The organism is Paenibacillus segetis (genome assembly GCF_014639155.1).
GTDB classification, from domain to species: domain Bacteria; phylum Bacillota; class Bacilli; order Paenibacillales; family Paenibacillaceae; genus Fontibacillus; species Fontibacillus segetis.
Window position 1 is genome coordinate 2603225 of record NZ_BMFT01000001.1, and the last position, 21782, is coordinate 2625006.

The window sequence follows — 21782 nt, forward strand, 5'->3', positions numbered from 1 at the left end:
TCACCCTTCCTGTAATGAACGACACGTTGGTGAAACAGCCTCAATAAAAGGCTCCAATGCCTTCACAACCTCAGAGCGTATCGTCTCACTCTTACATTCATTGATCAGCTTTTGCGTGCGCTCTACCGACTGACTTAGTAAGACTGTCAACTGTTCCTTCACATTGTATTTCGCTAATAGAGAGGTCCATTCCCGATCTGCGATACTAGTTCCAGACACCGTTTCCTTATCTTCAAACGTTCCGGTCTCCATAATTTTGAAATACGCATAACCTTGATGATGCTGAGGTAGTTCCCCAGTTGACTTCATTTCTCCAAAAATCACTTCACAACGGCTGAGTTCAGAGAGTAGTAATCTCCACACATTATGTACCGACTTGTCTAACAAAGTAGTGAAGGAAAGAAATAAAGTCATATTCAGCTGAGCACGCTCCTTCAAATAATCCTCAGCAGACAGAAGCATTCCCTTTAGTTTTGTATATAGATTCACTTTCAATCGATTCACTTCACAAATGGCAGAACTCATCAAAGATACAATTTTGATCTCTCCGGCTTGCGCCAGCAGCTCATAGAAAACGCCACTAAAGTAATCACCTGCCAACACCTTCAACTGGCGAGAACGCATATTTCGTTCATCTTGGTGCCTAATTTCCAAATCGATCTTATCATGTGTATCAAGACCCAACTGTACGAGAAACGCCGCTAATGCACAGGTTTCTGCTGTGCAATTGGACCTACCACCGTCCCGATCATTTAGAAATGTATAAAGCAAACGAACACGGGAACCCGGAAACTCCGGAAGCGCCGTGTGGGTTGAAATCATGTCATATTCAACATACTTTTGTGCTAATTCATTTATGCGATAGGGTTTCATCCTTTGCCTCCGAGCCGGTATACTAAATATCAAACACATCTCAAAAAGTTGTCAATATCTTGTCTATTATAGCATATGTTATTTCGGTGCGCACGATGGACACCGCTCTTATTTTCAGACTAAATATCAAATGAATTTCTCACATGTTATTCTTGAAATCGCGTTTTCCATAGATGAGTTTCCGTCATGCGAAACCACTCCCTGAGTTCTCTTGGAACCTCTTGGTTTCCAACATTCCGCAAATCTTCTAACGCTGAAAGAGGCCATTGTCCTCTACGGACATCAGCTGCAAGCAATAAATATCTGGTACCCAGCCATTTATCCTCAGCTACAAGTCTCAATAGCAGTTGGTCCACGTTACTGGTGCGTTCCATAGAGAAAGAGATCAACTCTGCCATCCCCTGGTATAATTTTGCTGCATCAAAATCGTCTTCCGTCACCTTAAGATCCACGGACAGAACGTTTCTGTTCAGGTCCACCTTGATAATCTTTGTAGGAAGCTCTAACACACTCAAACCATCGACGAGATTATTGTTAGTTAGCATGATGGGTTGCTCTTCAGCAAACACCGTATACGTTCCACCTGTCTTGTCTCCTCGTTCACTTAACCAAGCTAAGGAAGCAAGTAGAAGCGTACATCCAAACATGAATAAGATAACTTGCAGAGCCCATTTTGATTTCATGGGGCACATCCCCCCTTAGATTTCACCTGGTAACAGATGAATACATTTTCAGGTCCATACCCCATTGTACAATCAAAAAAAGCAGGCTATGCCTGCAAATCCAAAATCATTCTTCCGTATCAACCACACCATGCTTTGTCATCACGATCGCTTTTCCTCTAACTTTAACGGCAGACGTGTGACTCGTGAATTGTGCAATAAGCACTTCACCCTTGTCTAATTTCTCCGTATGATGAAATCGAGTATCTTTCCCTCGGGTCAGCCCGATCACCGTAACGCCCTGTTCCTTGGCTTTCACCACGAAATAATCGCCACTTATAACTTCATGCTCGTCTCCACCGCTTGCTTTGTGATTGTGACTATCCATGATCTGACCCTCTTCCCATGTGCAATTTGGTCAATGCAAACTGATTTCCATATCTCCATCATTTATCAAAAGAAAAGGCCGTGAACATTTGCCCACGGTCTTTTACGGAAGAGGATATGTAGAAATCACTATTTGATTCCGTCTTTGAGTGCTTTACCCGGTTTGAAAGCGGGAACTTTACTCGCAGCAATTTCGATTTCCTCTCCGGTTTGCGGGTTACGGCCTTTACGGGCAGAACGCTCGCGTACTTCAAAGTTACCAAAGCCAACCAATTGTACTTTATCACCGTTTTGGAGAGCTGTTGAAATAGCCTCGAATACTGCATCAACCGCTTTGGTTGCATCCTTCTTGGACAATTCCGTGCTTTCCACAACTTGAGAAATCAAGTCAGATTTGTTCATCATGATTCACCTCCCTACTTAGCAATCTAATAACCTCTGATATTCTGTGTTTCCGTTTTACCGCAGAATATACGTTTCAGTACTTCCAATATGGTCAAATCCCCTGTATTTTCGCTATTTCCCCGCGCTAACCAGGAGCGTCGAACAAATTTATAGTAATACAGCCTATCCATAATTTCAAGTTTTTTAAGTGTTTAAGTCATATTTACCCCAAAAAAATAATAGAATTTGGGCTACTTCGAGCACAAAAAAACAACCGCACGCAGCTGATTAGCTTGCGCGCGGTTGTTAAGAGGAGGACTAAGGTTATAAAATAATGGCGATTAAACCACCGGAACCTTCGTTGATTATTCGGCCTAACGTTTCTTGTAACTTGTAGCGAGCATTGTCCGGCATCATCGCTATCTTCCCCTGAATTCCTTCTCTTACGATGGAGTGAAGCGAACGACCGAAGATGTCGGATTCCCAAATCTTGATCGGATCGTTCTCGAAATCCTGCATCAAATAACGCACCAATTCCTCACTTTGCTTCTCCGTGCCAATAATCGGAGCAAATTCTGACTCTACATCCACTCGAATCATGTGGATAGATGGAGCCGTCGCTTTCAATCGTACGCCAAATCTTGATCCTTGGCGAATGAGTTCTGGCTCATCGAGCGCCATTTCAGCCAGTGATGGAGCTGCAATACCATAGCCCGTAGTCTTGACCATTTCTAACGCTTCTGCAAAACGGTCATATTCCTTCTTCGCATGTGTGAACTCCTGCATAAGCTGTAGCAGGTGATCCTTGCCTCTGATCTCCACACCTACGACTTCCATCAGGATGCGGTCATAGAGATCGTCAGGTGCGTACAAATCGATTTCTGCCACACCTTGCCCCATGTTCAAACCACTAAGTCCTGCACGAGCGATAAAGTCATAGTCTAAGAAGTTACTAACGACTCTATCAACATCCCGTAACCGTCTGATGTCCTTCACTGTATCGCGGACAGAATTCTCATAATTACTGCGGAGCCAATGATCCTCATTCAGCACCATTACCCAGCTAGGTAGATTCACGTTAACTTCATGAACAGGGAACTCATATAATACTTCTCGTAGCACACCAGTGACATCTTCCTCTGTCATGGTTGCAGCACTAAGTGTAATAACAGGGATGTCGTACTTCGCAGCTAATTCACCACGTAATTGCAGTGTTTCATCGCTATTCGGACGTGTCGAGTTAATGACGAGTACAAACGGTTTGCCTACTTCCTTCAGCTCGGCTACCACCCGTTCTTCCGATTCCACATAGGAGTAACGAGGAATGTCCGCGATCGTACCGTCTGTCGTTACAACCACACCAAGTGTGGAATGTTCTTGAATGACCTTCCGAGTTCCAATTTCTGCCGCTTCCTGAAACGGAATAGGTTCTTCGAACCAAGGTGTCGATATCATTCGAGGTCCATTCTCGTCCTCATAGCCTTTAGCTCCTTCAACAGCATAACCAACGCAATCAACGAGCCTCACGTTCACATCAAGACCTTCAGCCACCTTAATTTGTACCGCATTGTTAGGTACAAATTTGGGCTCGGTCGTCATGATCGTTTTGCCAGCCGCGCTTTGCGGAAGTTCATCCACCGCGCGTACTCGATCCGCTTCATTCGCGATGTTCGGTAGGACGACCGTCTCCATGAATCTTTTGATAAAGGTCGATTTCCCGGTGCGGACTGCTCCTACGACACCTAGATAAATGTCTCCTCCGGTACGTTCGGCAATGTCCTTAAAAATATCCACTTTCTCCAATACCAATGATATCCCCTCCTCAAAATTCGCCGAAGGAAAAATGCTTTGAGAGCATCCGCTTCGTTATTCACCATCTTTTTCACAATCACTGCTACGGCAGGAGCGGCAGCTCCTCTTGCCCGTGTCCGCCGCCGAAAACCACTGTGGAGAGAACCTGAACGAAGCGGCGTTAACTCGTACATGCATTTGGACTAGTATCATCATATGTACCAGATGCGTAATTATGACGGAATAAACATGTCACGCCCACTTTTTTTTACAAATCCGCTGCTTCGCCACGAACAGGACGGATTTTTTTCCGCCATAATCAATTTGTATGTGTCTAAAAAGAATAATATGACTAGGTGCTGACTTATACATTTGCTATACAAAAAACCGCACCATGACAACGTCATGATGCGGCAGCGCGATAGATTATTGGGCTTGTGCAATCGGATCGTTATGAATCCAAAGATAAGGAAGTGATTTCACCGGAACGAAATATGACTGGTCTACCAAAACCGTCCTAAGATCCTCACCAGCCTGCGGGTTAACTTCAGCTTTATTTATAGCCTGCATAATATCGGCCGCGTAATCAACAAATACCGTACCATAATTATCCATCAAATAGGGTAGCGTCTCTCCAGAAAATACACTTCGTAAAGAATGATCTGTTCCATGAATCTGCTCTAAATCCACCGTATACAAGCCAGGGTAAGTTTCAGATCCATCGACCGCAGGTAATTGCGAATCATTAGAAGCAAGGAATTTATTTACAAGTGCTTGTACATCATTGACTTTTTGTACGGTGACTAGGTCCATAACTTTAACTTTAGGATCTTTTTCTTCGTCAATTACGAGAAAATAGGCGCTTCCACCTTTTTCAAAGGCTGTTAATGGAATTTCATCAATATAACCATCTTTATACAGCCTACCCAGATCAATCACAAATTTCTCATATCTTGGCGTCTCTTCACCAGCTGTAATGATTGGGAGTATGCCATCTTCCTTCTGAAACTGCTCAATCGCTCTTTGAATCCGATCTACACTTTCTCGGTAGGATACTCCTTGCCCTTGCCTTTGTTCCTTGGGGTACATGCATCCTGATAGAAGTGTGATTCCACCTATCATAAGGCACAACAACAGCAAACTACGGATATTTAAAATGGTAGTTTTATGCAATTTTATTCTCACAATGCTTCACCCTTTCCTCTGATTCTTTTGTTCATTACCATAACTCATCGTCCGCACTTTGTTTCTCCAATTGCTTGCGGATCGCCGCTTTCAGAGGATCTTCAGGGAGTTTCACCTCAGCTGAGCCACAAATACGTGCCTGACAAGCCAGACGAATACCTTGCTCCAGCAAAGGTCCAAGCTTATAACGCTCAGCATCACTTGGAGGAGTTAACGCTGATTCGCGCCCTTGCACAACCTCAACTTTGCACATGAGACATCCTGCATTACCACCACAGCGAGTTGCAATAAACACCCTCGCTTCGCGGGCTGCATGTAGAACACTACTTCCAGGACGAACTTTGATGGTCTTCCCCGGTGGTATAAATTTAATTTGATGTTCCACTTTATACCTCCTTATGACTTACTATTTCGGTGATCCAGCCATTGTTCCATGAGTTCAGGGCTGTCCAACATCACAGCCAGTCTGTCCACCATAACGGTGTTCCAGCCATTTCTGATGAATATCTTCATCAGCAACGGTAAATGTTGTTCGAGGGAACTGCGCATGACCTCTGCAATCGCAAAATACCGATCTGGACGCTCTCTTAGAACGTTGAACACTAACTCATGAGAAAGTGGCATCAATGGGACAATGACGCCTTCAAGCTGATATAACACGGCTTCCTCCAGAAGTACACTGGATACCTCCGTTACATAGCTAGCATCTAAAGTATTCACCTCAAATCCACCGACCAACTCCATCGTTAAATTCCCCAGTCGATAATGACTGAGGCGGGATATGTAAAGACCACTTTTATCGAGGCGAGGTTCATCCAGCATAATTTCAGTCAATTGATCATGCAACTGTTCAACGTCTTCCATGTCGGCATAAATATCAATATCCCTAGGAGGAGCCCCAAGCGAAACTCCTTGCAACCACAGCCCAGAACTACCACCTAGTAACCAGCCATGCCCTGAATTTTCGAAACGGACAACCAACTCTTTTAGTGCCACAATTACATCGGAATATGAATTACTATTTATGTCTGCTGTCATTTGTCTACCTCTTCTCTATTCCGCTTTCCACTTCATAATCTAAGTAATTGATACAAGTCCAACTAAAAAACCTGTCATCATGATAACAAATGCGATGAACGACAGAAGAAGCTTAACCCAGCCTTTTGTCTTACTCCGGGCGAACGTGATCAGAAAGACCGATATTCCCATTACGAAAACCGCCGCGATAGATAACCACATTTTGTCCATAGCATCCATAAACGTTAATCTCCCATTTTTCCAAATTATTGATATGATAAATATTATAGCATTCCAAGCCAATTCAGGCTATGAGCCACTTATATGCGAAAAAAGAATAAGCTCTACAGCTTCATCGCCGTAGAGCCAATAGTTCATTTTATTACTTCATGTAAGGGGGAATACCCGTTCTTTACTTCATCATTAATTTCATCAAGGCTTCCATATTGGTCGGGCTCATTCCACTTTTCTTTACAGCCCCGATAATTTCATTAATTGTGTCTTCTGTAACAGGCACCTTAGCCATCGTGGACACCTGTTTAATCAGTTTCCGTAGCTCAGGTTCGCTCTGAAGTGTCGATGGCTTCACAGTGCTAGCCAATTTTTTGACCGTACCATCTGAGATGTGCTTACCGCTTTTTTTGTTAATAGCGTTCAGAGCATCTTTGGAAATTTTGCTCATCATTTCGCCTCCTCCACTGTCCTCTTCCACAGTGTATGAGGAGGTGAATCAAAAGGTGAGTATGCTATAGCCCTAAAGAGAACACAGCTTCCTTCGATCTTTACGGTATTGTGATACTTTATTAATCACAGACCATTATGTATGCCACTGTTCCCATGTTTCCAATGAAATAACTTCCATCTCCGTTTTCCGATCACGACCCATAAGCGCTTCAACAGCCGTCTTCGGATCCACTCCCTCAAACAGAACACGATAGATTTGTCCAGCAATCGGCATCTGAACTTTATATTTCTCTGAAATGGTATGGGCCGCCTTCGTTGTGCGAATCCCTTCTACAACCATTCCCATAGAGTTCAGAACGGTCTCCAGTGGCTTACCTTCCCCCATCATATAACCAGCACGCCAGTTACGGCTGTGCTTACTCGTTGCCGTAACAACTAAGTCTCCAACGCCTGCAAGCCCTGCAAATGTAAGTGGGTTTGCCCCCATTTCAACACCGATCCGCGTGATTTCAGCAAGACCACGTGTCAGCAAGGCAGCCTTAGCGTTATCTCCATACCCTAGACCATCTGACATACCAGCACCAAAAGCAATAATATTCTTTAATGCACCGGCAAGTTCAACACCGATCATATCGCGGTTTGTATAGACACGGAAATAAGAATTCATAAACAAATCCTGCGCTCTCACCGCTTGTTGTTCCTCCAATGAGGCTACGACAACAGTTGTGGGACACTTTTTGACGACTTCTTCTGCATGGCTCGGTCCCGAGAGAACTACAATTCGTCCTTCTTCACATCCCAGTTCCTCAGCGATAACCGTCGATATCCGTTTCAAAGTTTCCGTCTCAAAACCTTTTGTAGCATGAATTACAGTCATATCTTCATGCCAATATGGCTTTAGATTTCGGGCCACTTCTCGGACAGCTGATGAAGGAGCTACAATGACAACAGCCTTTGCCCCTAACACTGCTTCTTCCATATCACAAGTAGCAACGATCCGCGGTGATAAGTCAACACCTGGAAGAAAACGTTCATTCCGGTGCTGAACATTTATTTCATCTCTTTGTGCTTCATTTCTCGTCCACATGGAAACTTCCATTTCCTTATCGGCAAGCACGCTAGCCAAAGCTGTTCCCCAACTACCCGCCACAAGCACAGCAGCTTTATCAGGCAACTCGATTTCCTCCTTTGGAACCCAGTTTATTCTCCCTACCTTGAACAATTTTCACGATGTTAGTACGGTGTCTCCAAAAAGCGAAAATGCAAATAAGTAGGCTGATCCAAAATGTTGGACCATGTTGTCCAGAAATCCACAGAAATAGTGGTGTTAGTAATACAAAAATTAGTGAGCCGAGCGAAACATACCGCGTGAATACAATAGAGATGATTGCAATCACTCCGGCATAAAGCGCTGGCAAAAAGGCTAGAGTAGCCATGACACCGATTGTAGTAGCTATCCCCTTACCACCACGGAAGTGAAAATAGATCGGCCAATTGTGGCCAACGATGGCCGCGATACCACAAAGAGCCGGGATCCATTCAGAACCCGCTCCAAGCCAGCGGCCGAGCCATATAGCTGCTATGCCCTTTAATACATCGAGCAGAAGCACCAAAATGGCAGGACCTTTTCCAAGTACGCGCAGTGTATTGGTCGCTCCAGCGTTCCCACTGCCATGCTGCCTGATATCGATACCCTTTAAGGACTTCGCCAGCACGACACTGAAGCTGACCGAGCCCAGTAAATAACTGATTAACACTGCAAAAATGGATGGAATCACGTTATTTTCACCTAACCTTCATCTGACTTGCGTCTAGTGAACAACCGAATTGGCGTACCTTCAAAGTCGAATGCAGCCCGAACTTTATTCTCCAAATATCGTTCATAGGAAAAATGCATCAACGAAGGGTCATTCACGAACACCACAATAGTCGGAGGTTTAACCGCAACTTGGGTCACATAGTTGATACGTAGACGACGTCCTTTGTCCGTAGGTGGTGGATTGATAGCAATCGCATCAGAGACAACATCGTTCAGAAGATGCGTCTGCACGCGTTTGGAGTGATGATCTGCCGCATGCTGAACGACCGGAAGAAGCTTATGAAGACGTTGCTTCGTTTTTGCTGACAAGAAAACAACCGGTGCGTAGGTCATAAACAAGAAGTGATCCCGGATCTTTTGTTCGAAATTTTGCATCGTCTTGTCATCTTTCTCAACAACATCCCATTTATTAACTACAAATACAGAAGCCTTTCCTGCCTCATAGGCATATCCGGCGATATGCTTGTCTTGATCAATAATCCCTTCTTCTCCATTGATCAGCACTAGCACGACATCAGCGCGTTCAATCGCCTTCATTGCTCTCATAACACTATATTTCTCAGTTGTCTCATACACTTTCCCACGCTTACGCATACCCGCAGTATCAATCAGCACGTAACGTTGTCCATCTCTTTCAAACGGTGTATCAATCGCATCCCGCGTCGTTCCGGCGACATCACTAACAATAACCCGTTCCTCACCAAGAATTGCGTTAACGAGCGATGATTTACCGACATTTGGACGACCGATGAGTGCAACACGAATAATATCTTCATCGTACTCTTCATCAGTAAGCTCCGGTAGATTATCGGTAATAGCATCAAGTAAATCCCCGATTCCAGTACCATGGCTACCAGAAACACCAATAGGTTCCCCAAAGCCCAAATTAAAAAACTCATAAATATTATCAACACGGCCAAGGTTATCTACTTTATTTACGGACAGAATGATCGGTTTACCTGAACGGAACAAAAGATTTGCAACCTCTTCGTCCGATCCTGTCACCCCTGCCTTGGCATCACACATAAACACGATGACATCCGCTTCCTCGATTGCCAGCTCTGCTTGCATACGAATCGACTTCAGAATCGGCTCTTGATCATCCAGCTCAATACCACCGGTATCAATGATGCTGAAAGACTTACCATTCCAATCACCAATCCCATAAATCCGGTCCCGAGTTATCCCCGGTTTATCTTCAACTATAGCGAGTCGATCACCAATAATACGATTAAAGATCGTGGACTTACCCACGTTTGGTCTACCGACAATTGCCACTACGGGCCTTGCCATACGCACTCCTCCTAAATGTTAAATTCTATATTAAGGCGATTATTTTAAAATAGCCAAGATACACGTTATTCATCATAGCAAAAAATGCTTTAAATGGCTAACATTTCGATTTCCTTATAATACCGCCCAAAATAAAAACGGCGAACCACCTTCAAAGGAGGTCCGCCGATTATTATGCCTGCTTAAATCCCGCTTACTTCCATTGACTCAGCTTGTCGCCGAATCTTTCTCCAAGCGTAATGCTAAGTCCTTCATTGCTGAGAGAGACGTTCGGGTTGTTACCCAAATCTTCTTTTCTCACACTGCTACCTCTAGAAGGTTTGTCACCTCTAGGAGAAGGAGCAGCTTGTGCAGGAGCTTCCTCAGTTTCCTTAATGCTTAGGCTTACACGTTTCTCAGCTGGATTTACATCCAGAACTTTAACTTGAACGGTTTGTCCTTCTTTCAACACTTCATGAGGAGTGCCGATATGTTTATGAGAAATTTGAGAAATATGAACGAGTCCTTCAACACCTGGTGCGATTTCTACGAATGCGCCAAATGCGACTAGACGTCTTACTTCACCACTAACGATATCGCCAGTTTTGAACTGCTCAGTAGCTGTTTCCCAAGGACCAGGAGCTGCTGCCTTAATGCTAAGGCTGATTTTCCCTTTTTCAGGATCAACTTTAAGCACTTTCACTGTTACTTTATCGCCTTCGGAGAGTACATCTGCTGGTTTCTCAACATGACTCCAAGCGATTTCAGATACGTGAACTAGGCCATCTACGCCACCTACGTCAACAAATGCTCCAAATTGAGTCAAACGTTGAACAGTACCTTCAAGTACTTGACCTTCTTTAAGTTCTGCCATGATTTTGAGTTTGTTGGATTCGAACTCTTCATCCAGAACATCCTTAGCGGACAAGATTACTTTGTTGTTCTCACGATCGATTTCCTTCACTTTTACGCGAAGTGTACGTCCTTTGTAGTCGCTGAAATCTTCAACGAAATGACGCTCAACCATCGATGCAGGAATGAAACCACGAATACCTACGTCAGCAACGATCCCGCCTTTAACGACGTCAGCAACGACAACTTCAAAAGTTTCTTTGCTGTCAAAACGTTGTTGCAATTCATCCCAAGCGTTCTCGCCATCGATTGCACGTTTGGAAAGAACAAGACGCTCTTTCTCATCGTCGATGCTAACAACCTTAGTTTCAACTTCTTGGCCCACTTCAACAGCATCCGAAGCGCTGTCCAAATGAACAGAGGACAATTCGCGAATAGGAATAACGCCGTCATATTTATATCCAATGCTTACATAAGCTTGGTTATCCTCGATTTTGACGATCGTTCCTTTGACGGTATCCCCTTTTTTCAAAGATACGATTTGTTCCAACTCATCTTGACTTACCGTTTCAACGGCTTCTTGATTCTTTATTTCTTCCGACATGTCATTACCCTCCTAAATTCAAAAAACACCATTTATTTAAACCCGCTCTTAGCGAAGTTCAAAACTACTCTAGTTGTAGCGTTCCATTTTTTCCCGACCTTCATGCATAGGAATAACATCGTTAATACTCTATTGCAATAATGAGCCTTGAGCTTTTAGCTCGGCAATTCGGGACATAATCTCATGGGTAGCCAGATCTACCGAATCCTGCGTAGGATTCTCTTTGAACGGAGTCAAATCGACCGGTTTACCGTAGATTACTCTAACTTTGCGAAATAATTTATAATTCCCAATGATTGCTACAGGTATTACGACGGCATCCGTACGCAGCGCAAAACTCGCAGCGCCTTTCTTACCTGCTCCTTCATCGTTCCGGCTTCCTTCAGGGAAGATCCCCATGACTTTGCCACTACGAAGGATATTAAGCGAAATCTTAATGGACTCCTTACTAACGCCTCCCCGTTTTACAGGAAAAGCTCCCAACTGCGTGATCAGCCAGCCGAATCCAAACACATCAAACAGTTCTTTTTTTGCCATAAAATGCACTTTACGATCAAGTAGTATTCCGATCGTCGGCGGATCAAAGAGACTAATATGATTGGATGTAAGAAGTACCCCACCCTCTTTAGGGATGTTCTCTAAACCACTTGGTTCGAGACGAAATAAAATTTTGTAAATAATTCGAAGTAAACTGCGGCAAACATTATAAATCATGCTTTGCTCTCCATCCCATGAATCTTACAGTAGGATACGATGGTTTCAACAACTTCTTCAATACTCATAAAAGTCGTATCCAACAAAGTCGCATCTTCAGCCTGACGAAGCGGTGAAATCTCCCGTTCCTGATCGAGGCGGTCTCGCTCGGCGATATCCGCTTCCAATTGTTTCAGCGAAATCTCACCTTGTTCCTTCATTTCCTTGTATCTACGACTCGCCCGTTCTTCTACTGTTGCCGTCATAAAAACTTTGACTTCGGCATCAGGAAGAACTGTCGTTCCGATATCGCGTCCATCCATTACGACGCCTTTGCGCAAAGCCATTTGCCGCTGCAGAGAGACAAGCCTGCCTCGCAGCCCCTCGATTTGCGCATATCGGGATACCTTGGCATTAACGGCAAGAGAACGAATTTGCTCTGTAACATCTTGCCCATTAACCAGCACCTGTTGCCCAAGCTCTCCGGGTATTAATTCAATAACCAGATCTTTCACCGTTTGAAGCACTAGTTCTTCTTCCTCCGGTTCAATGCCAAGACTTTGGAAATACCAGGTTGCTGCTCTGTACATTGCACCGGTATCGACATAGATGTAAGATAATCTACCTGCAACCATCCGGGCAATTGTACTTTTGCCTGCCCCAGCAGGTCCGTCAATCGCGATGTTTATTTTGCCACTTGATGATGACGACGTTTCACTTGCCAACGGGGCATTCCTCCTCAGACACTATCTCAAGAAAAAAGCAGGCTTTGCCTGCGACGTAAAAATTATACCACACATACTATGGGGATGCAAAAACGATCCACTATAAATAACCTATTAGATGTTCTTTTTTAACGTCTTATCGATTTATGTATCGGAACACCCTCGTACTTATCAGCAGAGGAGATGATCTTTCGCAATTCCGGTATACGCAAAGCTCCCTGGAAGAGACATAAACCAATTAACAATATAATAACAGCCCGCTTAAGCCAAGGTTCAACGATCTCACAAAAACTTAGAAATAGTTCAATATAGCTTTCATCTTCCTTGTTCTCCAGCACGACTTTATCCCCTTTTTTTCCTTGAATAAATCTAGCTTATCCAATTCCAATAAAGAGAATCCGGTCTAATCAAATCTATTATCGATTTTTAAAATCAAACTGACGCTCGAAAGAAAAACGAATCAACTTTTGGCGCTCTAAATTAGATATGTTGAGAAATTTAGTCATCGTAATCCAGCGTCCAGACTCCAGTTTTTTCGTTCTTACAACCTCAGCCTCAAATGGTACATGCTCGATTGATCCATTTTTGTACGGGACGAGCAACCAACATTCCAATACATCTCCTGAAGTCAAATTATAATTGTCGTCACTAAGAAAGGAGACACCGCCCCCTCCAACATCATCCGTATAGGTCACGAATCTGGTATTATCCTTTAATTTAACTGCAATTTCTAACTCAGCGATCACCCGAAGAAAATCACGTCTTTGGATCTTTGTAATTGACTCCACAGGAGGCTTGTGAATCCGGATCAGTTGTACCACATCACTCACAAATCCCAGCACATATGTATTGAAATAGTTTTTAATTCCACCCTCAGTTAAGAAATAAAGTGATAGCTCGTCCCCCCCATGTAATCTCTTGATGCGTCCACTTACGGTTTCAATCGGAACCTCGATTAGAAAAGATTCTTCTTCCACATCAGCTATTCGCGATTTGCATTCTTTGTTTGTTTCATCTTTGTCTGCTGATGCTACTTGCAAGTACACAAAATCATTTACTTTAGGAAACAAGTTCCCCCACCCGCCTCCATCATTTATAGAACTACACTACTCACGATTATAGCACGAGCTGAAGTACAGAGAGTGTAAAAAAATATATAATAAAAAGAGAATGCTCCACATTTTCAGAGCATCCTCTTACACTTAGCAATCAAAAAAGTTAGGATTTGGAACTTTTGATTTCTTCTACCGTCTCCTCATTTCCGTTGTCTGCATTAATAAATATTCGGTACGCTGAACCATTCACTTTACCACCAAATTCATAGGTCAAGACTTTCTCAGATAACTCGTTTTGAATGATCGCCAAACGGTTGTAGTCCTCTTTATACTCTGAATTCAGAAATTTTCTCGCTTGTTCAAGAGTAAGCTTAGGTGTCGGTTTGGTCGATTTCGCTGATATCTTATCACTCTCGTGCTCATACACATAATCACTTGCTTGCATACCAGTCACTTCTCCGTTGTCTAGAGCAACGCGAAGCGTAATTTTTTCAGGGTACACGAGCACTTCTCCTGCCTTACTCACACAAGTAAAGTTCCCCAAATCATCAAACTCGTCATAGGACACTGGCGTAAGATCAGGATAACCTTTACTCTTCAAGAATTCTTCAGCCCGTGCTTTGGCATCATCATAGGAAATCGATTTTTTTCCTAGTTGACGATCATAATAGTAGGAAATTAAGTGTCCCCCATTACGTGTGTATGTCAGGTTCATCATTTCTCCATCTTTTTTGGTCTTCACCTTTGCACTGTATGAAGCCCATTCAGTTCCACGACCGTTCTCCGTCACTTCGACAGCAGCCGTGTTCTTTGCCCCAACAAACTTGGCAGCTTTAGCTTTTATATCTTCCACCGTAGTGGGTTTATCACCAAGCTTTTTAACGGATCGCTTACTGTAGATGCTGGAAACTGAGGGACCCCAATCAAGCTCAGGATATTCTCCAACTTTTTTGTCCACCGTCTTAAATCCGTCGATGATGGTATTATCCTGTGGTTCTTTTTGCATTGCCAATGCAGTTTCTACGTCCATCCACCGTAATCTGTTCGAAATGACCTTATCCTGAACGCCTTGCAAATCTTTAGAGATTTGCGCCGAGTTCTTATAAAGCTCTTTCAGGTTTTTTAGTTCGCCATCACTCAAAGGTTGCTTCGTTAAGTCGCGAACCGCCGTTTGATATGAAAACTTAGATATCCGAGACAATAACTCCTCTGTTTTGTTAAATGGTAGCAATGTCAACGGTAATTGATTAATTTCATTTTGTGCTTCACTTGTTAGCCTCCAAACATTAACCAATCCTTTTCTTTGTGAACCGGTTGATGCGGAATGCAGCGCCAATGTGTTTCCAAGTTCCCCATGCAACTTATCTACATGGAAAGACAAATCATGAAAAGCCCTCTGATATTGATTTTCGGCTTTAATCAATATGGAGTTCTTCTCTTGGTTCTCTTGATAGCCCCATACCACCGAGCCAATCAACAAAAGAGTTACTATGGGAAATAATACAGCACTTAATCGTTTATACATCTTTATAGTGCACTCCTTTCTTCAACTAATTGAGGTTAGTTTGACAAGAAGAAAGGGGCTTTATTCATGACAATAAATTTTATGTAAATTTATAAATTAGAGCGCCTCCATTTCCTCTATGAGGAAATGCACATGATCACATACGCATTGCTTGAATCCTGTTTGAATTTGTCCTCGCTCCTTTGTACCTCGAAGTACAAAACGTTCGCCGCAGGACTTGCATGTGATTTTCACCTTCACTCGCACCAAAAAGGCACCCCCCTCCAGCTATATGGCTAACTTCTTGCCATAAATAACTAGAAACAGGATGCCCATTTTTCTGGAAAATTAGTCTTGCCCACTTGCCCTCGTCAACCTAAACGGAGAGCGATTATTCGCACGATATATTTTACCAATACCGCCGTACCACAGAAATGCCATCAGTGGAATGATATACCAAATCCAATATTGCGTAATATTACCTAGTATCCAATCATAGATTCCATGCCAAAATAACGGGAGCAATAAAGATAAGATCAAATACTTACGAGTGTTCCATTTACTAGAGAACTTAGCACGGCCTAAATAATAGCCCATCATTACACCAAACATTGCATGTCCTGAGACGGGTAATAGTGCCCTGATGACCAGCGTACCAACAGAAACCTGATGCGCCAGACCAAAAATGACGTTTTCTACCGTTGCAAATCCCAGCGAAATCGCCGTAGCATAAACTATTCCATCATAAGGCTCATCAAACTCTGTATGATTATAAATCAAATGAAAAAGTACGAACCATTTCATAGCTTCTTCTACGCCTGCTGATATTGCAAAAGCTGTAACCAATGGACCATCACCCAGCCAAATCGTCAATCCACGTTGTATGATCATAACGGGAAGAACTATCAAAAATCCGAGGATGAACATCTTCACTACCATATGCAACGGTTCAGATTCATACTTGTCCTTAAGATAAAAATAAGTTAACAAGGCGATACCTGGGGCAACCGCTGCAATTCCAATCGAGAAAAAGAGCAACGGTTATCCCCCCTATCAACATCTCGCCGTTTCTTATCTCTACCAAAATAAATCAGACACTCAAAACAATTAATCCTGACGTTTGAAGTGACTACAAATAACACCAATCGCGTTCTCTGCCATAACCAAATCACCATACTCTTCAAGCATAGCTGGAGTAACCGAAGTCGCTTCCCCAAACTCAGCCAACACGGCGATCACTGCTGGATGCTTACCATCTTCCAGTTCCTCAGGCTCTAATTGAAGAACCCATTTCCGATTATATTTATACAATCTGCCGGCATCGGCAAGCATATGCTGCAGAACATGGGCCGCTTCAATCAGAATTTCAAAATCATCAAACGAATACAGAATCGTATCGCTTTGCTCCAACGTTACTTCCATCTCATAGACTTCTTCTGGCATTTCATCCTCGTAAGGAGATCCGCCCCCATGATGATGTTGATCGTATTTACCGCGCGTCACTATGACGACCATTCCTTGAGCAGGAAGCGCGAACACTTCTACAGCCAAAGGCCCCGTGGCATCAAAACCCACCTCACTATAAGCCTGATCCATCATTTCGGTGAACAGGTCGTGGACTTTGGGGATTTCTTGCCACATGTCCTCTTTCTGAATACCGCGTTCGCTAAGATCGTCAAACGTGAGGAAAATCCGTATCTTGTCATTGCCTAGTCTTTCTATCTTCATACAGGATCCTCCTCTCCAAGCCTTGTTATCACAGATTATGAAACCTGCTCTAATGTGTGCTGGAAATGGTTCTTTGTAATTATGTTATCACTTCTTTTCCGTAAATGCACGTAATAAAATAGACAAAAAAAGAATCATTTTCCGCTCACAAATCCATGAGCAGAAAATGATTCTTGATTTTGTAATTATTACAAGCCAGGGATAGCTGTATTCGTTTCTTTTAATATCCCTTCAACCTCACTGCGAACTTCTGGATTGCCTTTGATAAATTCCATGATTTGTTTCAGAGTATGTTCCTTCGAATGACTCGCATCGTTCGTGGAATGACAACTGGGATGCACCTGGGTGCCTGAGGACCCTTTAGAACCCGAATGTGACGACGAATGCTCATGCTTGTCACTGGAATGTTGCGAATTCATACTCGACCAATTCATCATGGATCCAGCATCCATAGCGGCGGATAATAATCCTTTGTTTTTGCGAGCCCAAGCAGTAGCTACAGCCCCGAAGAGAACTCCGCATAAAAATGAGGAAGATTTCATCTAAAAACCTCCTTTGTTGTATTAACAGCATAAGTAGTGTTCGCTCTTTCCGACAAACTCATGCGGCATAAATACAGGAAGGAATATCACAAATTCATTTCTGATTGCATCACATCTTCGCTGGTATCAACACCTCTAGATTACCCATATATTTCCGCAAGGCTAGAGGAATATAAATCGAACCATCCTCCCGTTGGTGGTTCTCCAAAAGAGGAATCAGAATCCTTGGCGAAGCGACAGCTGTATTGTTAAGTGTATGACAGTATACTACGCTCCCTCTCGCATCGTGGCAGCGAATATTGGAACGTCTGGCTTGAAAGTCCAACAGATTTGACGACGAATGTGTCTCACCATAAGCATCTCGGCTAGGCATCCAAGTTTCAATATCGTATTGCTTATATGTCTTCTGTGACATATCTCCAGTACACACCGCCATCACACGATAGGGAAGTTCCAATTTACTGAGCAATGCTTCAGAGTGGTTGGTTATCTCCTGATGAAGTTGTTCAGATACACCATCTTCCGGTGAACAAAGGATCACCATCTCCACCTTGGCAAACTGATGTACACGGTACAGCCCCCGCACATCTCTTCCTGCAGATCCGACTTCACTTCGGAAGCAGTTCGACACCGCCGCAAGTTTAATCGGTTCGTTAAGATCTAATAACTCATCTGCATAATACGATACTAAAGGAACCTCAGACGTACCCACCAGCCATTTATCAGCCTCACTAACAGCATAGGTCTGCTCCTGTCCAACAGGAAAGTGGCCCGTATTGATAAGTGGCTCCTCTCTCACCATTAAAGGAACATCCATCGGGGTAAATCCTTGTTCAAGCAGCATATCCAGAGCTAATTGCTGAACAGCTCGGTGCAAAAGAAGACCAGCACCCTTCAAATAATAACTGCGAGCTCCGCCTACTTTCACACCACGTGGCATGTCGATAATATCATGCATGACACCTAGTTCCATATGACTCCGTGGAGTAAAATTCCATTCTGGTATTTCGCCGCTACATCTTACCACAACGTTATCCTGGTCTGACTTCCCTATTGGTGTATCAGCCGAAGGAACATTGGGAATAAGCAGCATCAAGCGATTAACCGCCGCCTCTGTTTCCTCCAGTTTCACCGCAACAACACTCAAATTTTCGTTTAGTGTTCTAAGCGATTCACGTAACTTGGCAGCCTCAATATGCTCTCCCGCTTGCAGTAGTGTCCCCATCCGAGTAGATCCCAAATTACGTTGCTCACGAAGCGATTCAGTTTCTCGAAGCAAGGTTCGTCTTTGAACATCCAAGTCCAATAATTCCTCTACACGAACTTGAATTCCCTTTTGATCAGCAGCCTTCTGAACAAGTTCCACATTCCCTCTAATCCATTTCAAATCTAACATTCCGCATCCCTCCATTATGTTCGTAAAAACACAAAGAGCGCCCTCATCCCTTGGGACGAGGAGCGCTCTGCTCGCGGTGCCACCCAACTTATTAAAGCAATATAAATCACTTCAATCTCTTGGTTCCGCGATAACGGACGGTGCCGGTTAACTTAAGAAATAGGACTATTCCTTTGGCGAAAACGCCTCCGAGTTGGATTCTCTTCATAGGCATATTCTAAATTTTAAATTTGTTCTACACAGTATACGTTACCCTTATCTTAAAATCAATACTCAACCTACTTTACATTATCGTAATATTGGCCCCATGGCGAATCGCTTATTCCCCACCATAATAATGCAATCATTATAACCACAAAAACAACCAGTAAGGAATTAAAGAACCATCTTGTTAGCTTCAACCTTTGTGATGGATACAATTCTCTACGTGAAGGCAAGTCTTCTAATGATTCATCGGATTGAGTCGCAGCCTGTTCCCTGCGGCTCAAACTCATGACATATTCCGCTTCTTCTTGCTGGATACGATCCATAATTTCTTTTTCTTGTTCTCGTTGCCCCTCTATATCCACAGTTGCTACTGAAGCAACTTCTTTTTTATGCGTTCTGTTGCTATGACTACGTCCATGTCGTTCCATCCTACTTAACCGTTCACTCATGATTCCCTCCGAAATTTAATCACTAGCCCCGATATTAAATCAATGAGGAAGTGACATAGAATAGGAGCCCAAAGAGTTCCGGACAAAATATAAATATAACCCAATCCATAACTACTTAGAAATACCCAACCTGTGGGGATCCAATGTTTTAAATATCTAATATGGATTACTGCAAACAAGATACTTGTCCAGTATGGACCGATGCCTTGTTGAATGGCACCACGAAATAATAATTCTTCACAAATGGCCACTACAGCGGATATAAGCAAAATATGCCATATTGGACGTTCACGAAAAATCATGTTATTAATTCCACCGTCATCAATGCTATCTTCCGCGATAAACCTAGAGATTAACATATCCATTAGGAACATAATTACGGCAAAACCAAAACCCCAATACAAAAATTCGACACTTTTAGGGAACTCAAATAAGGAAATCGGGTTACGTTTCTGAAAAAAGAGAATCACTAAGCCGATAAATAAAGTAAGTCCTTGAGTAATGTACAAATTTATTAATAGCAAACGATCAGTAAGCTGACGGGGATCGACCGGTTTAATTTCAATGTTGCCAAATTTAAATTTTTTCATAGTTTCTGTCAGACCCTGTCCTTTATAATTGTTCTTTAAGTACATAATGAGAGGATATTCGACTCTCGGACTTAGAAAATCTTAATTAGGAGTGTTATATATTATGATACGTAAAAGTAACTCCCGGTTTGAAATCTTTTTTATACTAGGTTTCCTACTAACTCTAATCATTGCCTTCAGTACATTCTTCTTAGGACTTAGAATGGGGATTAACCAAACGGAATCAAAATACGCTTATTTAAAAACAAGCGCCCCTGAGTTAGAAACTGAATCATCGTATACACAACAGGATTTAGTTACATTCTACTATGTGGTATTTCAACCCTATCAGCAATTTAAAGATGATTACTTAGCTCTTGTGGATGTACTAGGCCGCAGCAACTCTAATTCTAACTCAAAACAGGCACTTAAGGAAATCCGTAATTCGGCTGAGAAACAGTACGAGCAAATATCAGCTAATTCCATTGCCGCTTCTTCGCCTTTATTGAAAGAAGCCCATAACGATATACTTAAAAGCTTAAAACTATTTGATGATAGCATAGATCGAACTCTTGCAGCATCAGGGAATAAGAATGGGGCCCAATACGCACAGAGCTTAGCTAAGGATGAATTTACGGAAAAAGCGATAGCCTTTGGGCTACAAGCTCAGAAGAAATACTACTCCTCCATATTGAAATGGACAGCCAAAGGTAACAAAAGTATCTCTGGAGAGTATAGTTTTGCGAAAGATACTACAATCCAACAGTGGTCTAATTTATCACTCGCCGTCAAGAACAAAGCGGTAACGGACATCATGGCGAATGACAAATTATTTGTGTCTTACCTTCCACAGGATATGACTGCAAAGATCGATCAAATGATCGGGAGTGGTAAGGCAACTAGCTTGAGTCTTCATTCTGTGTCATCCATTGTGAAAATTCTCACAGAAACTGAAGCCGTACAAAGTAAGGAATTCACAAAATGGAAGTCGACATATTACGCATCCGAACCTCTCCCAGCACTTCCTTTCTTCATTGAGGATTAATTACATTTCTCGCCTAAAAGCGCTGAGTATAACGGTGTCGTGCTCTATTAAAATCATAACTAAAATGATTACTAGATTCAAGGTTGATCGTTGGAATCAAAAAGATCTAATCAACATAGTATTGACACCTCTAGATTGGCGTGTTACATTATGAAAAATTGAATTTGTAAAACACTGTGAAGGAACAAAGTTTTCTGAAAGCTTTCAGAGAGCCGGTGGTGCTGCAAACCGGTAGCAGAGGAATAACTTTAGCGCTCCTGAGTTACTACGTTGAACTTACAAGTAGGCGTAGTCGGAGGAACTCCGTTATCAATCTTGTCTTAAACGACAATGAAGGCT

The 21782-nt window shown here is 42.9% G+C and carries 28 protein-coding genes and 1 other annotated feature (1 of these 29 cut by a window edge); of the genes, 2 read left to right on the forward strand and 26 right to left on the reverse strand.

Annotated elements, in window-relative coordinates; genetic code table 11:
• The 5 genes from IEW05_RS12125 to spoIVA all read right to left on the reverse strand — a co-directional run bounded on the left by IEW05_RS12125 (nucleotide 1) and on the right by spoIVA (nucleotide 4109).
• Nucleotides 1-873, reverse strand: coding sequence for a heptaprenyl diphosphate synthase component 1 (locus IEW05_RS12125; RefSeq protein WP_188539024.1), 873 nt, complete (start codon nucleotides 871-873; stop codon nucleotides 1-3).
• Nucleotides 874-1019: 146 nt separating this feature from the next.
• Nucleotides 1020-1556 carry a hypothetical protein gene (locus IEW05_RS12130; protein ID WP_229753355.1) on the reverse strand — a complete coding sequence of 179 codons (537 nt, stop codon included), beginning with the start codon at nucleotides 1554-1556 and terminating at the stop codon, nucleotides 1020-1022.
• 106 nt (nucleotides 1557-1662) lie between these two features.
• Nucleotides 1663-1923, reverse strand: coding sequence for a trp RNA-binding attenuation protein MtrB (mtrB, locus tag IEW05_RS12135; RefSeq protein WP_188539028.1), 261 nt, complete (start codon nucleotides 1921-1923; stop codon nucleotides 1663-1665).
• 128 nt (nucleotides 1924-2051) lie between these two features.
• Nucleotides 2052-2324 carry a non-specific DNA-binding protein Hbs gene (gene hbs, locus IEW05_RS12140; RefSeq protein WP_188540846.1) on the reverse strand — a complete coding sequence of 91 codons (273 nt, stop codon included), beginning with the start codon at nucleotides 2322-2324 and terminating at the stop codon, nucleotides 2052-2054.
• Between the two features lie 306 nt (nucleotides 2325-2630).
• The gene (gene spoIVA / locus IEW05_RS12145; protein ID WP_188540847.1) at nucleotides 2631-4109 is read right to left on the reverse strand and encodes a stage IV sporulation protein A; all 1479 of its coding nucleotides are present in this window, start codon (nucleotides 4107-4109) and stop codon (nucleotides 2631-2633) included.
• 45 nt (nucleotides 4110-4154) lie between these two features.
• Here spoIVA and IEW05_RS12150 point away from each other — a divergent pair, with 45 nt between their 5' ends.
• Nucleotides 4155-4304, forward strand: a complete 150-nt coding sequence (locus tag IEW05_RS12150) for a hypothetical protein (protein WP_188539030.1) — start codon at nucleotides 4155-4157, stop codon at nucleotides 4302-4304.
• Between the two features lie 219 nt (nucleotides 4305-4523).
• On the opposite strand, the gene IEW05_RS12155 is transcribed toward IEW05_RS12150, so the two are convergent.
• The 21 genes from IEW05_RS12155 to IEW05_RS12255 form a co-directional block, all read right to left on the reverse strand.
• The gene (locus IEW05_RS12155) at nucleotides 4524-5282 is read right to left on the reverse strand and encodes a YphF family lipoprotein (protein WP_229753356.1); all 759 of its coding nucleotides are present in this window, start codon (nucleotides 5280-5282) and stop codon (nucleotides 4524-4526) included.
• Nucleotides 5283-5316: 34 nt separating this feature from the next.
• Complete coding sequence (locus IEW05_RS12160; RefSeq protein ID WP_188539032.1) at nucleotides 5317-5667, reverse strand: 2Fe-2S iron-sulfur cluster-binding protein; 351 nt, start codon at nucleotides 5665-5667, stop codon at nucleotides 5317-5319.
• Between the two features lie 11 nt (nucleotides 5668-5678).
• Nucleotides 5679-6320 (reverse strand): nucleotidyltransferase family protein, encoded by a 642-nt coding sequence (locus IEW05_RS12165; RefSeq protein WP_188539035.1) that lies wholly within the window; start codon nucleotides 6318-6320, stop codon nucleotides 5679-5681.
• 39 nt (nucleotides 6321-6359) lie between these two features.
• Nucleotides 6360-6539 (reverse strand): DUF2768 family protein, encoded by a 180-nt coding sequence (locus IEW05_RS12170; protein ID WP_188539036.1) that lies wholly within the window; start codon nucleotides 6537-6539, stop codon nucleotides 6360-6362.
• 172 nt (nucleotides 6540-6711) lie between these two features.
• Nucleotides 6712-6981, reverse strand: coding sequence for a stage VI sporulation protein F (locus tag IEW05_RS12175; protein ID WP_188540849.1), 270 nt, complete (start codon nucleotides 6979-6981; stop codon nucleotides 6712-6714).
• 135 nt (nucleotides 6982-7116) lie between these two features.
• The gene (locus IEW05_RS12180; RefSeq protein WP_188539038.1) at nucleotides 7117-8157 is read right to left on the reverse strand and encodes an NAD(P)H-dependent glycerol-3-phosphate dehydrogenase; all 1041 of its coding nucleotides are present in this window, start codon (nucleotides 8155-8157) and stop codon (nucleotides 7117-7119) included.
• Nucleotides 8150-8761 (reverse strand): glycerol-3-phosphate 1-O-acyltransferase PlsY, encoded by a 612-nt coding sequence (gene plsY / locus IEW05_RS12185; RefSeq protein ID WP_188539040.1) that lies wholly within the window; start codon nucleotides 8759-8761, stop codon nucleotides 8150-8152. The genes IEW05_RS12180 and plsY overlap by 8 nt, the downstream gene beginning before the upstream one ends.
• A gap of 11 nt (nucleotides 8762-8772) precedes the next feature.
• Nucleotides 8773-10095 carry a ribosome biogenesis GTPase Der gene (gene der, locus IEW05_RS12190; RefSeq protein WP_188539042.1) on the reverse strand — a complete coding sequence of 441 codons (1323 nt, stop codon included), beginning with the start codon at nucleotides 10093-10095 and terminating at the stop codon, nucleotides 8773-8775.
• Between the two features lie 193 nt (nucleotides 10096-10288).
• The gene (rpsA, locus tag IEW05_RS12195; RefSeq protein WP_188539044.1) at nucleotides 10289-11530 is read right to left on the reverse strand and encodes a 30S ribosomal protein S1; all 1242 of its coding nucleotides are present in this window, start codon (nucleotides 11528-11530) and stop codon (nucleotides 10289-10291) included.
• 129 nt (nucleotides 11531-11659) lie between these two features.
• The gene (locus IEW05_RS12200; protein ID WP_188539046.1) at nucleotides 11660-12244 is read right to left on the reverse strand and encodes a lysophospholipid acyltransferase family protein; all 585 of its coding nucleotides are present in this window, start codon (nucleotides 12242-12244) and stop codon (nucleotides 11660-11662) included.
• The gene (gene cmk, locus IEW05_RS12205; RefSeq protein WP_188539048.1) at nucleotides 12241-12948 is read right to left on the reverse strand and encodes a (d)CMP kinase; all 708 of its coding nucleotides are present in this window, start codon (nucleotides 12946-12948) and stop codon (nucleotides 12241-12243) included. The genes IEW05_RS12200 and cmk overlap by 4 nt, the downstream gene beginning before the upstream one ends.
• A gap of 128 nt (nucleotides 12949-13076) precedes the next feature.
• Complete coding sequence (locus tag IEW05_RS12210) at nucleotides 13077-13286, reverse strand: hypothetical protein (RefSeq protein ID WP_188539050.1); 210 nt, start codon at nucleotides 13284-13286, stop codon at nucleotides 13077-13079.
• 78 nt (nucleotides 13287-13364) lie between these two features.
• Nucleotides 13365-14018 (reverse strand): flagellar brake protein, encoded by a 654-nt coding sequence (locus tag IEW05_RS12215; protein WP_188539052.1) that lies wholly within the window; start codon nucleotides 14016-14018, stop codon nucleotides 13365-13367.
• A 148-nt stretch (nucleotides 14019-14166) separates the two neighbouring features.
• Entirely contained in the window at nucleotides 14167-15528 is a 1362-nt protein-coding gene (ypeB, locus tag IEW05_RS12220) for a germination protein YpeB (protein ID WP_188539054.1), read from the reverse strand.
• A 96-nt stretch (nucleotides 15529-15624) separates the two neighbouring features.
• Nucleotides 15625-15768 (reverse strand): hypothetical protein, encoded by a 144-nt coding sequence (locus IEW05_RS12225; protein ID WP_194434132.1) that lies wholly within the window; start codon nucleotides 15766-15768, stop codon nucleotides 15625-15627.
• Nucleotides 15769-15855: 87 nt separating this feature from the next.
• Complete coding sequence (gene prsW / locus IEW05_RS12230) at nucleotides 15856-16545, reverse strand: glutamic-type intramembrane protease PrsW (RefSeq protein WP_188539056.1); 690 nt, start codon at nucleotides 16543-16545, stop codon at nucleotides 15856-15858.
• Nucleotides 16546-16614: 69 nt separating this feature from the next.
• On the reverse strand, nucleotides 16615-17235 hold the full coding sequence (locus tag IEW05_RS12235) for a genetic competence negative regulator (protein ID WP_188539059.1): 621 nt from the start codon (nucleotides 17233-17235) through the stop codon (nucleotides 16615-16617).
• A gap of 188 nt (nucleotides 17236-17423) precedes the next feature.
• The gene (locus tag IEW05_RS12240; protein WP_188539061.1) at nucleotides 17424-17777 is read right to left on the reverse strand and encodes a hypothetical protein; all 354 of its coding nucleotides are present in this window, start codon (nucleotides 17775-17777) and stop codon (nucleotides 17424-17426) included.
• A 109-nt stretch (nucleotides 17778-17886) separates the two neighbouring features.
• The gene (gene serS, locus IEW05_RS12245; RefSeq protein WP_188539063.1) at nucleotides 17887-19173 is read right to left on the reverse strand and encodes a serine--tRNA ligase; all 1287 of its coding nucleotides are present in this window, start codon (nucleotides 19171-19173) and stop codon (nucleotides 17887-17889) included.
• 278 nt (nucleotides 19174-19451) lie between these two features.
• The gene (locus IEW05_RS12250; protein ID WP_188539065.1) at nucleotides 19452-19829 is read right to left on the reverse strand and encodes a hypothetical protein; all 378 of its coding nucleotides are present in this window, start codon (nucleotides 19827-19829) and stop codon (nucleotides 19452-19454) included.
• Complete coding sequence (locus IEW05_RS12255; protein ID WP_188539068.1) at nucleotides 19826-20419, reverse strand: CPBP family intramembrane glutamic endopeptidase; 594 nt, start codon at nucleotides 20417-20419, stop codon at nucleotides 19826-19828. The genes IEW05_RS12250 and IEW05_RS12255 overlap by 4 nt, the downstream gene beginning before the upstream one ends.
• Nucleotides 20420-20522: 103 nt before the next feature.
• Between IEW05_RS12255 and IEW05_RS12260 the strand changes: the two genes are divergently transcribed.
• Nucleotides 20523-21443, forward strand: a complete 921-nt coding sequence (locus tag IEW05_RS12260; protein ID WP_188539071.1) for a hypothetical protein — start codon at nucleotides 20523-20525, stop codon at nucleotides 21441-21443.
• Nucleotides 21444-21610: 167 nt separating this feature from the next.
• Nucleotides 21611-21782: a binding site (T-box leader), on the forward strand; it runs 57 nt beyond the window's last position.

Coding starts and splice junctions, on each gene's coding strand:
- IEW05_RS12260 (WP_188539071.1), top strand. CDS start 20,523: ATGATACGTAAAAGTAACTCCCGGTTTGAAATCTTTTTTATACTAGGT.
- hbs (WP_188540846.1), bottom strand. CDS start 2,324: ATGAACAAATCTGACTTGATTTCTCAAGTTGTGGAAAGCACGGAATTG.
- IEW05_RS12240 (WP_188539061.1), bottom strand. CDS start 17,777: ATGAAATCTTCCTCATTTTTATGCGGAGTTCTCTTCGGGGCTGTAGCT.
- IEW05_RS12235 (WP_188539059.1), bottom strand. CDS start 17,235: ATGAAGATAGAAAGACTAGGCAATGACAAGATACGGATTTTCCTCACG.
- ypeB (WP_188539054.1), bottom strand. CDS start 15,528: ATGTATAAACGATTAAGTGCTGTATTATTTCCCATAGTAACTCTTTTG.
- IEW05_RS12130 (WP_229753355.1), bottom strand. CDS start 1,556: ATGAAATCAAAATGGGCTCTGCAAGTTATCTTATTCATGTTTGGATGT.
- IEW05_RS12255 (WP_188539068.1), bottom strand. CDS start 20,419: ATGAAAAAATTTAAATTTGGCAACATTGAAATTAAACCGGTCGATCCC.
- mtrB (WP_188539028.1), bottom strand. CDS start 1,923: ATGGATAGTCACAATCACAAAGCAAGCGGTGGAGACGAGCATGAAGTT.
- IEW05_RS12170 (WP_188539036.1), bottom strand. CDS start 6,539: ATGGATGCTATGGACAAAATGTGGTTATCTATCGCGGCGGTTTTCGTA.
- IEW05_RS12125 (WP_188539024.1), bottom strand. CDS start 873: ATGAAACCCTATCGCATAAATGAATTAGCACAAAAGTATGTTGAATAT.
- IEW05_RS12200 (WP_188539046.1), bottom strand. CDS start 12,244: ATGATTTATAATGTTTGCCGCAGTTTACTTCGAATTATTTACAAAATT.
- IEW05_RS12165 (WP_188539035.1), bottom strand. CDS start 6,320: ATGACAGCAGACATAAATAGTAATTCATATTCCGATGTAATTGTGGCA.
- serS (WP_188539063.1), bottom strand. CDS start 19,173: ATGTTAGATTTGAAATGGATTAGAGGGAATGTGGAACTTGTTCAGAAG.
- IEW05_RS12250 (WP_188539065.1), bottom strand. CDS start 19,829: ATGAGTGAACGGTTAAGTAGGATGGAACGACATGGACGTAGTCATAGC.
- der (WP_188539042.1), bottom strand. CDS start 10,095: ATGGCAAGGCCCGTAGTGGCAATTGTCGGTAGACCAAACGTGGGTAAG.
- rpsA (WP_188539044.1), bottom strand. CDS start 11,530: ATGTCGGAAGAAATAAAGAATCAAGAAGCCGTTGAAACGGTAAGTCAA.
- IEW05_RS12175 (WP_188540849.1), bottom strand. CDS start 6,981: ATGAGCAAAATTTCCAAAGATGCTCTGAACGCTATTAACAAAAAAAGC.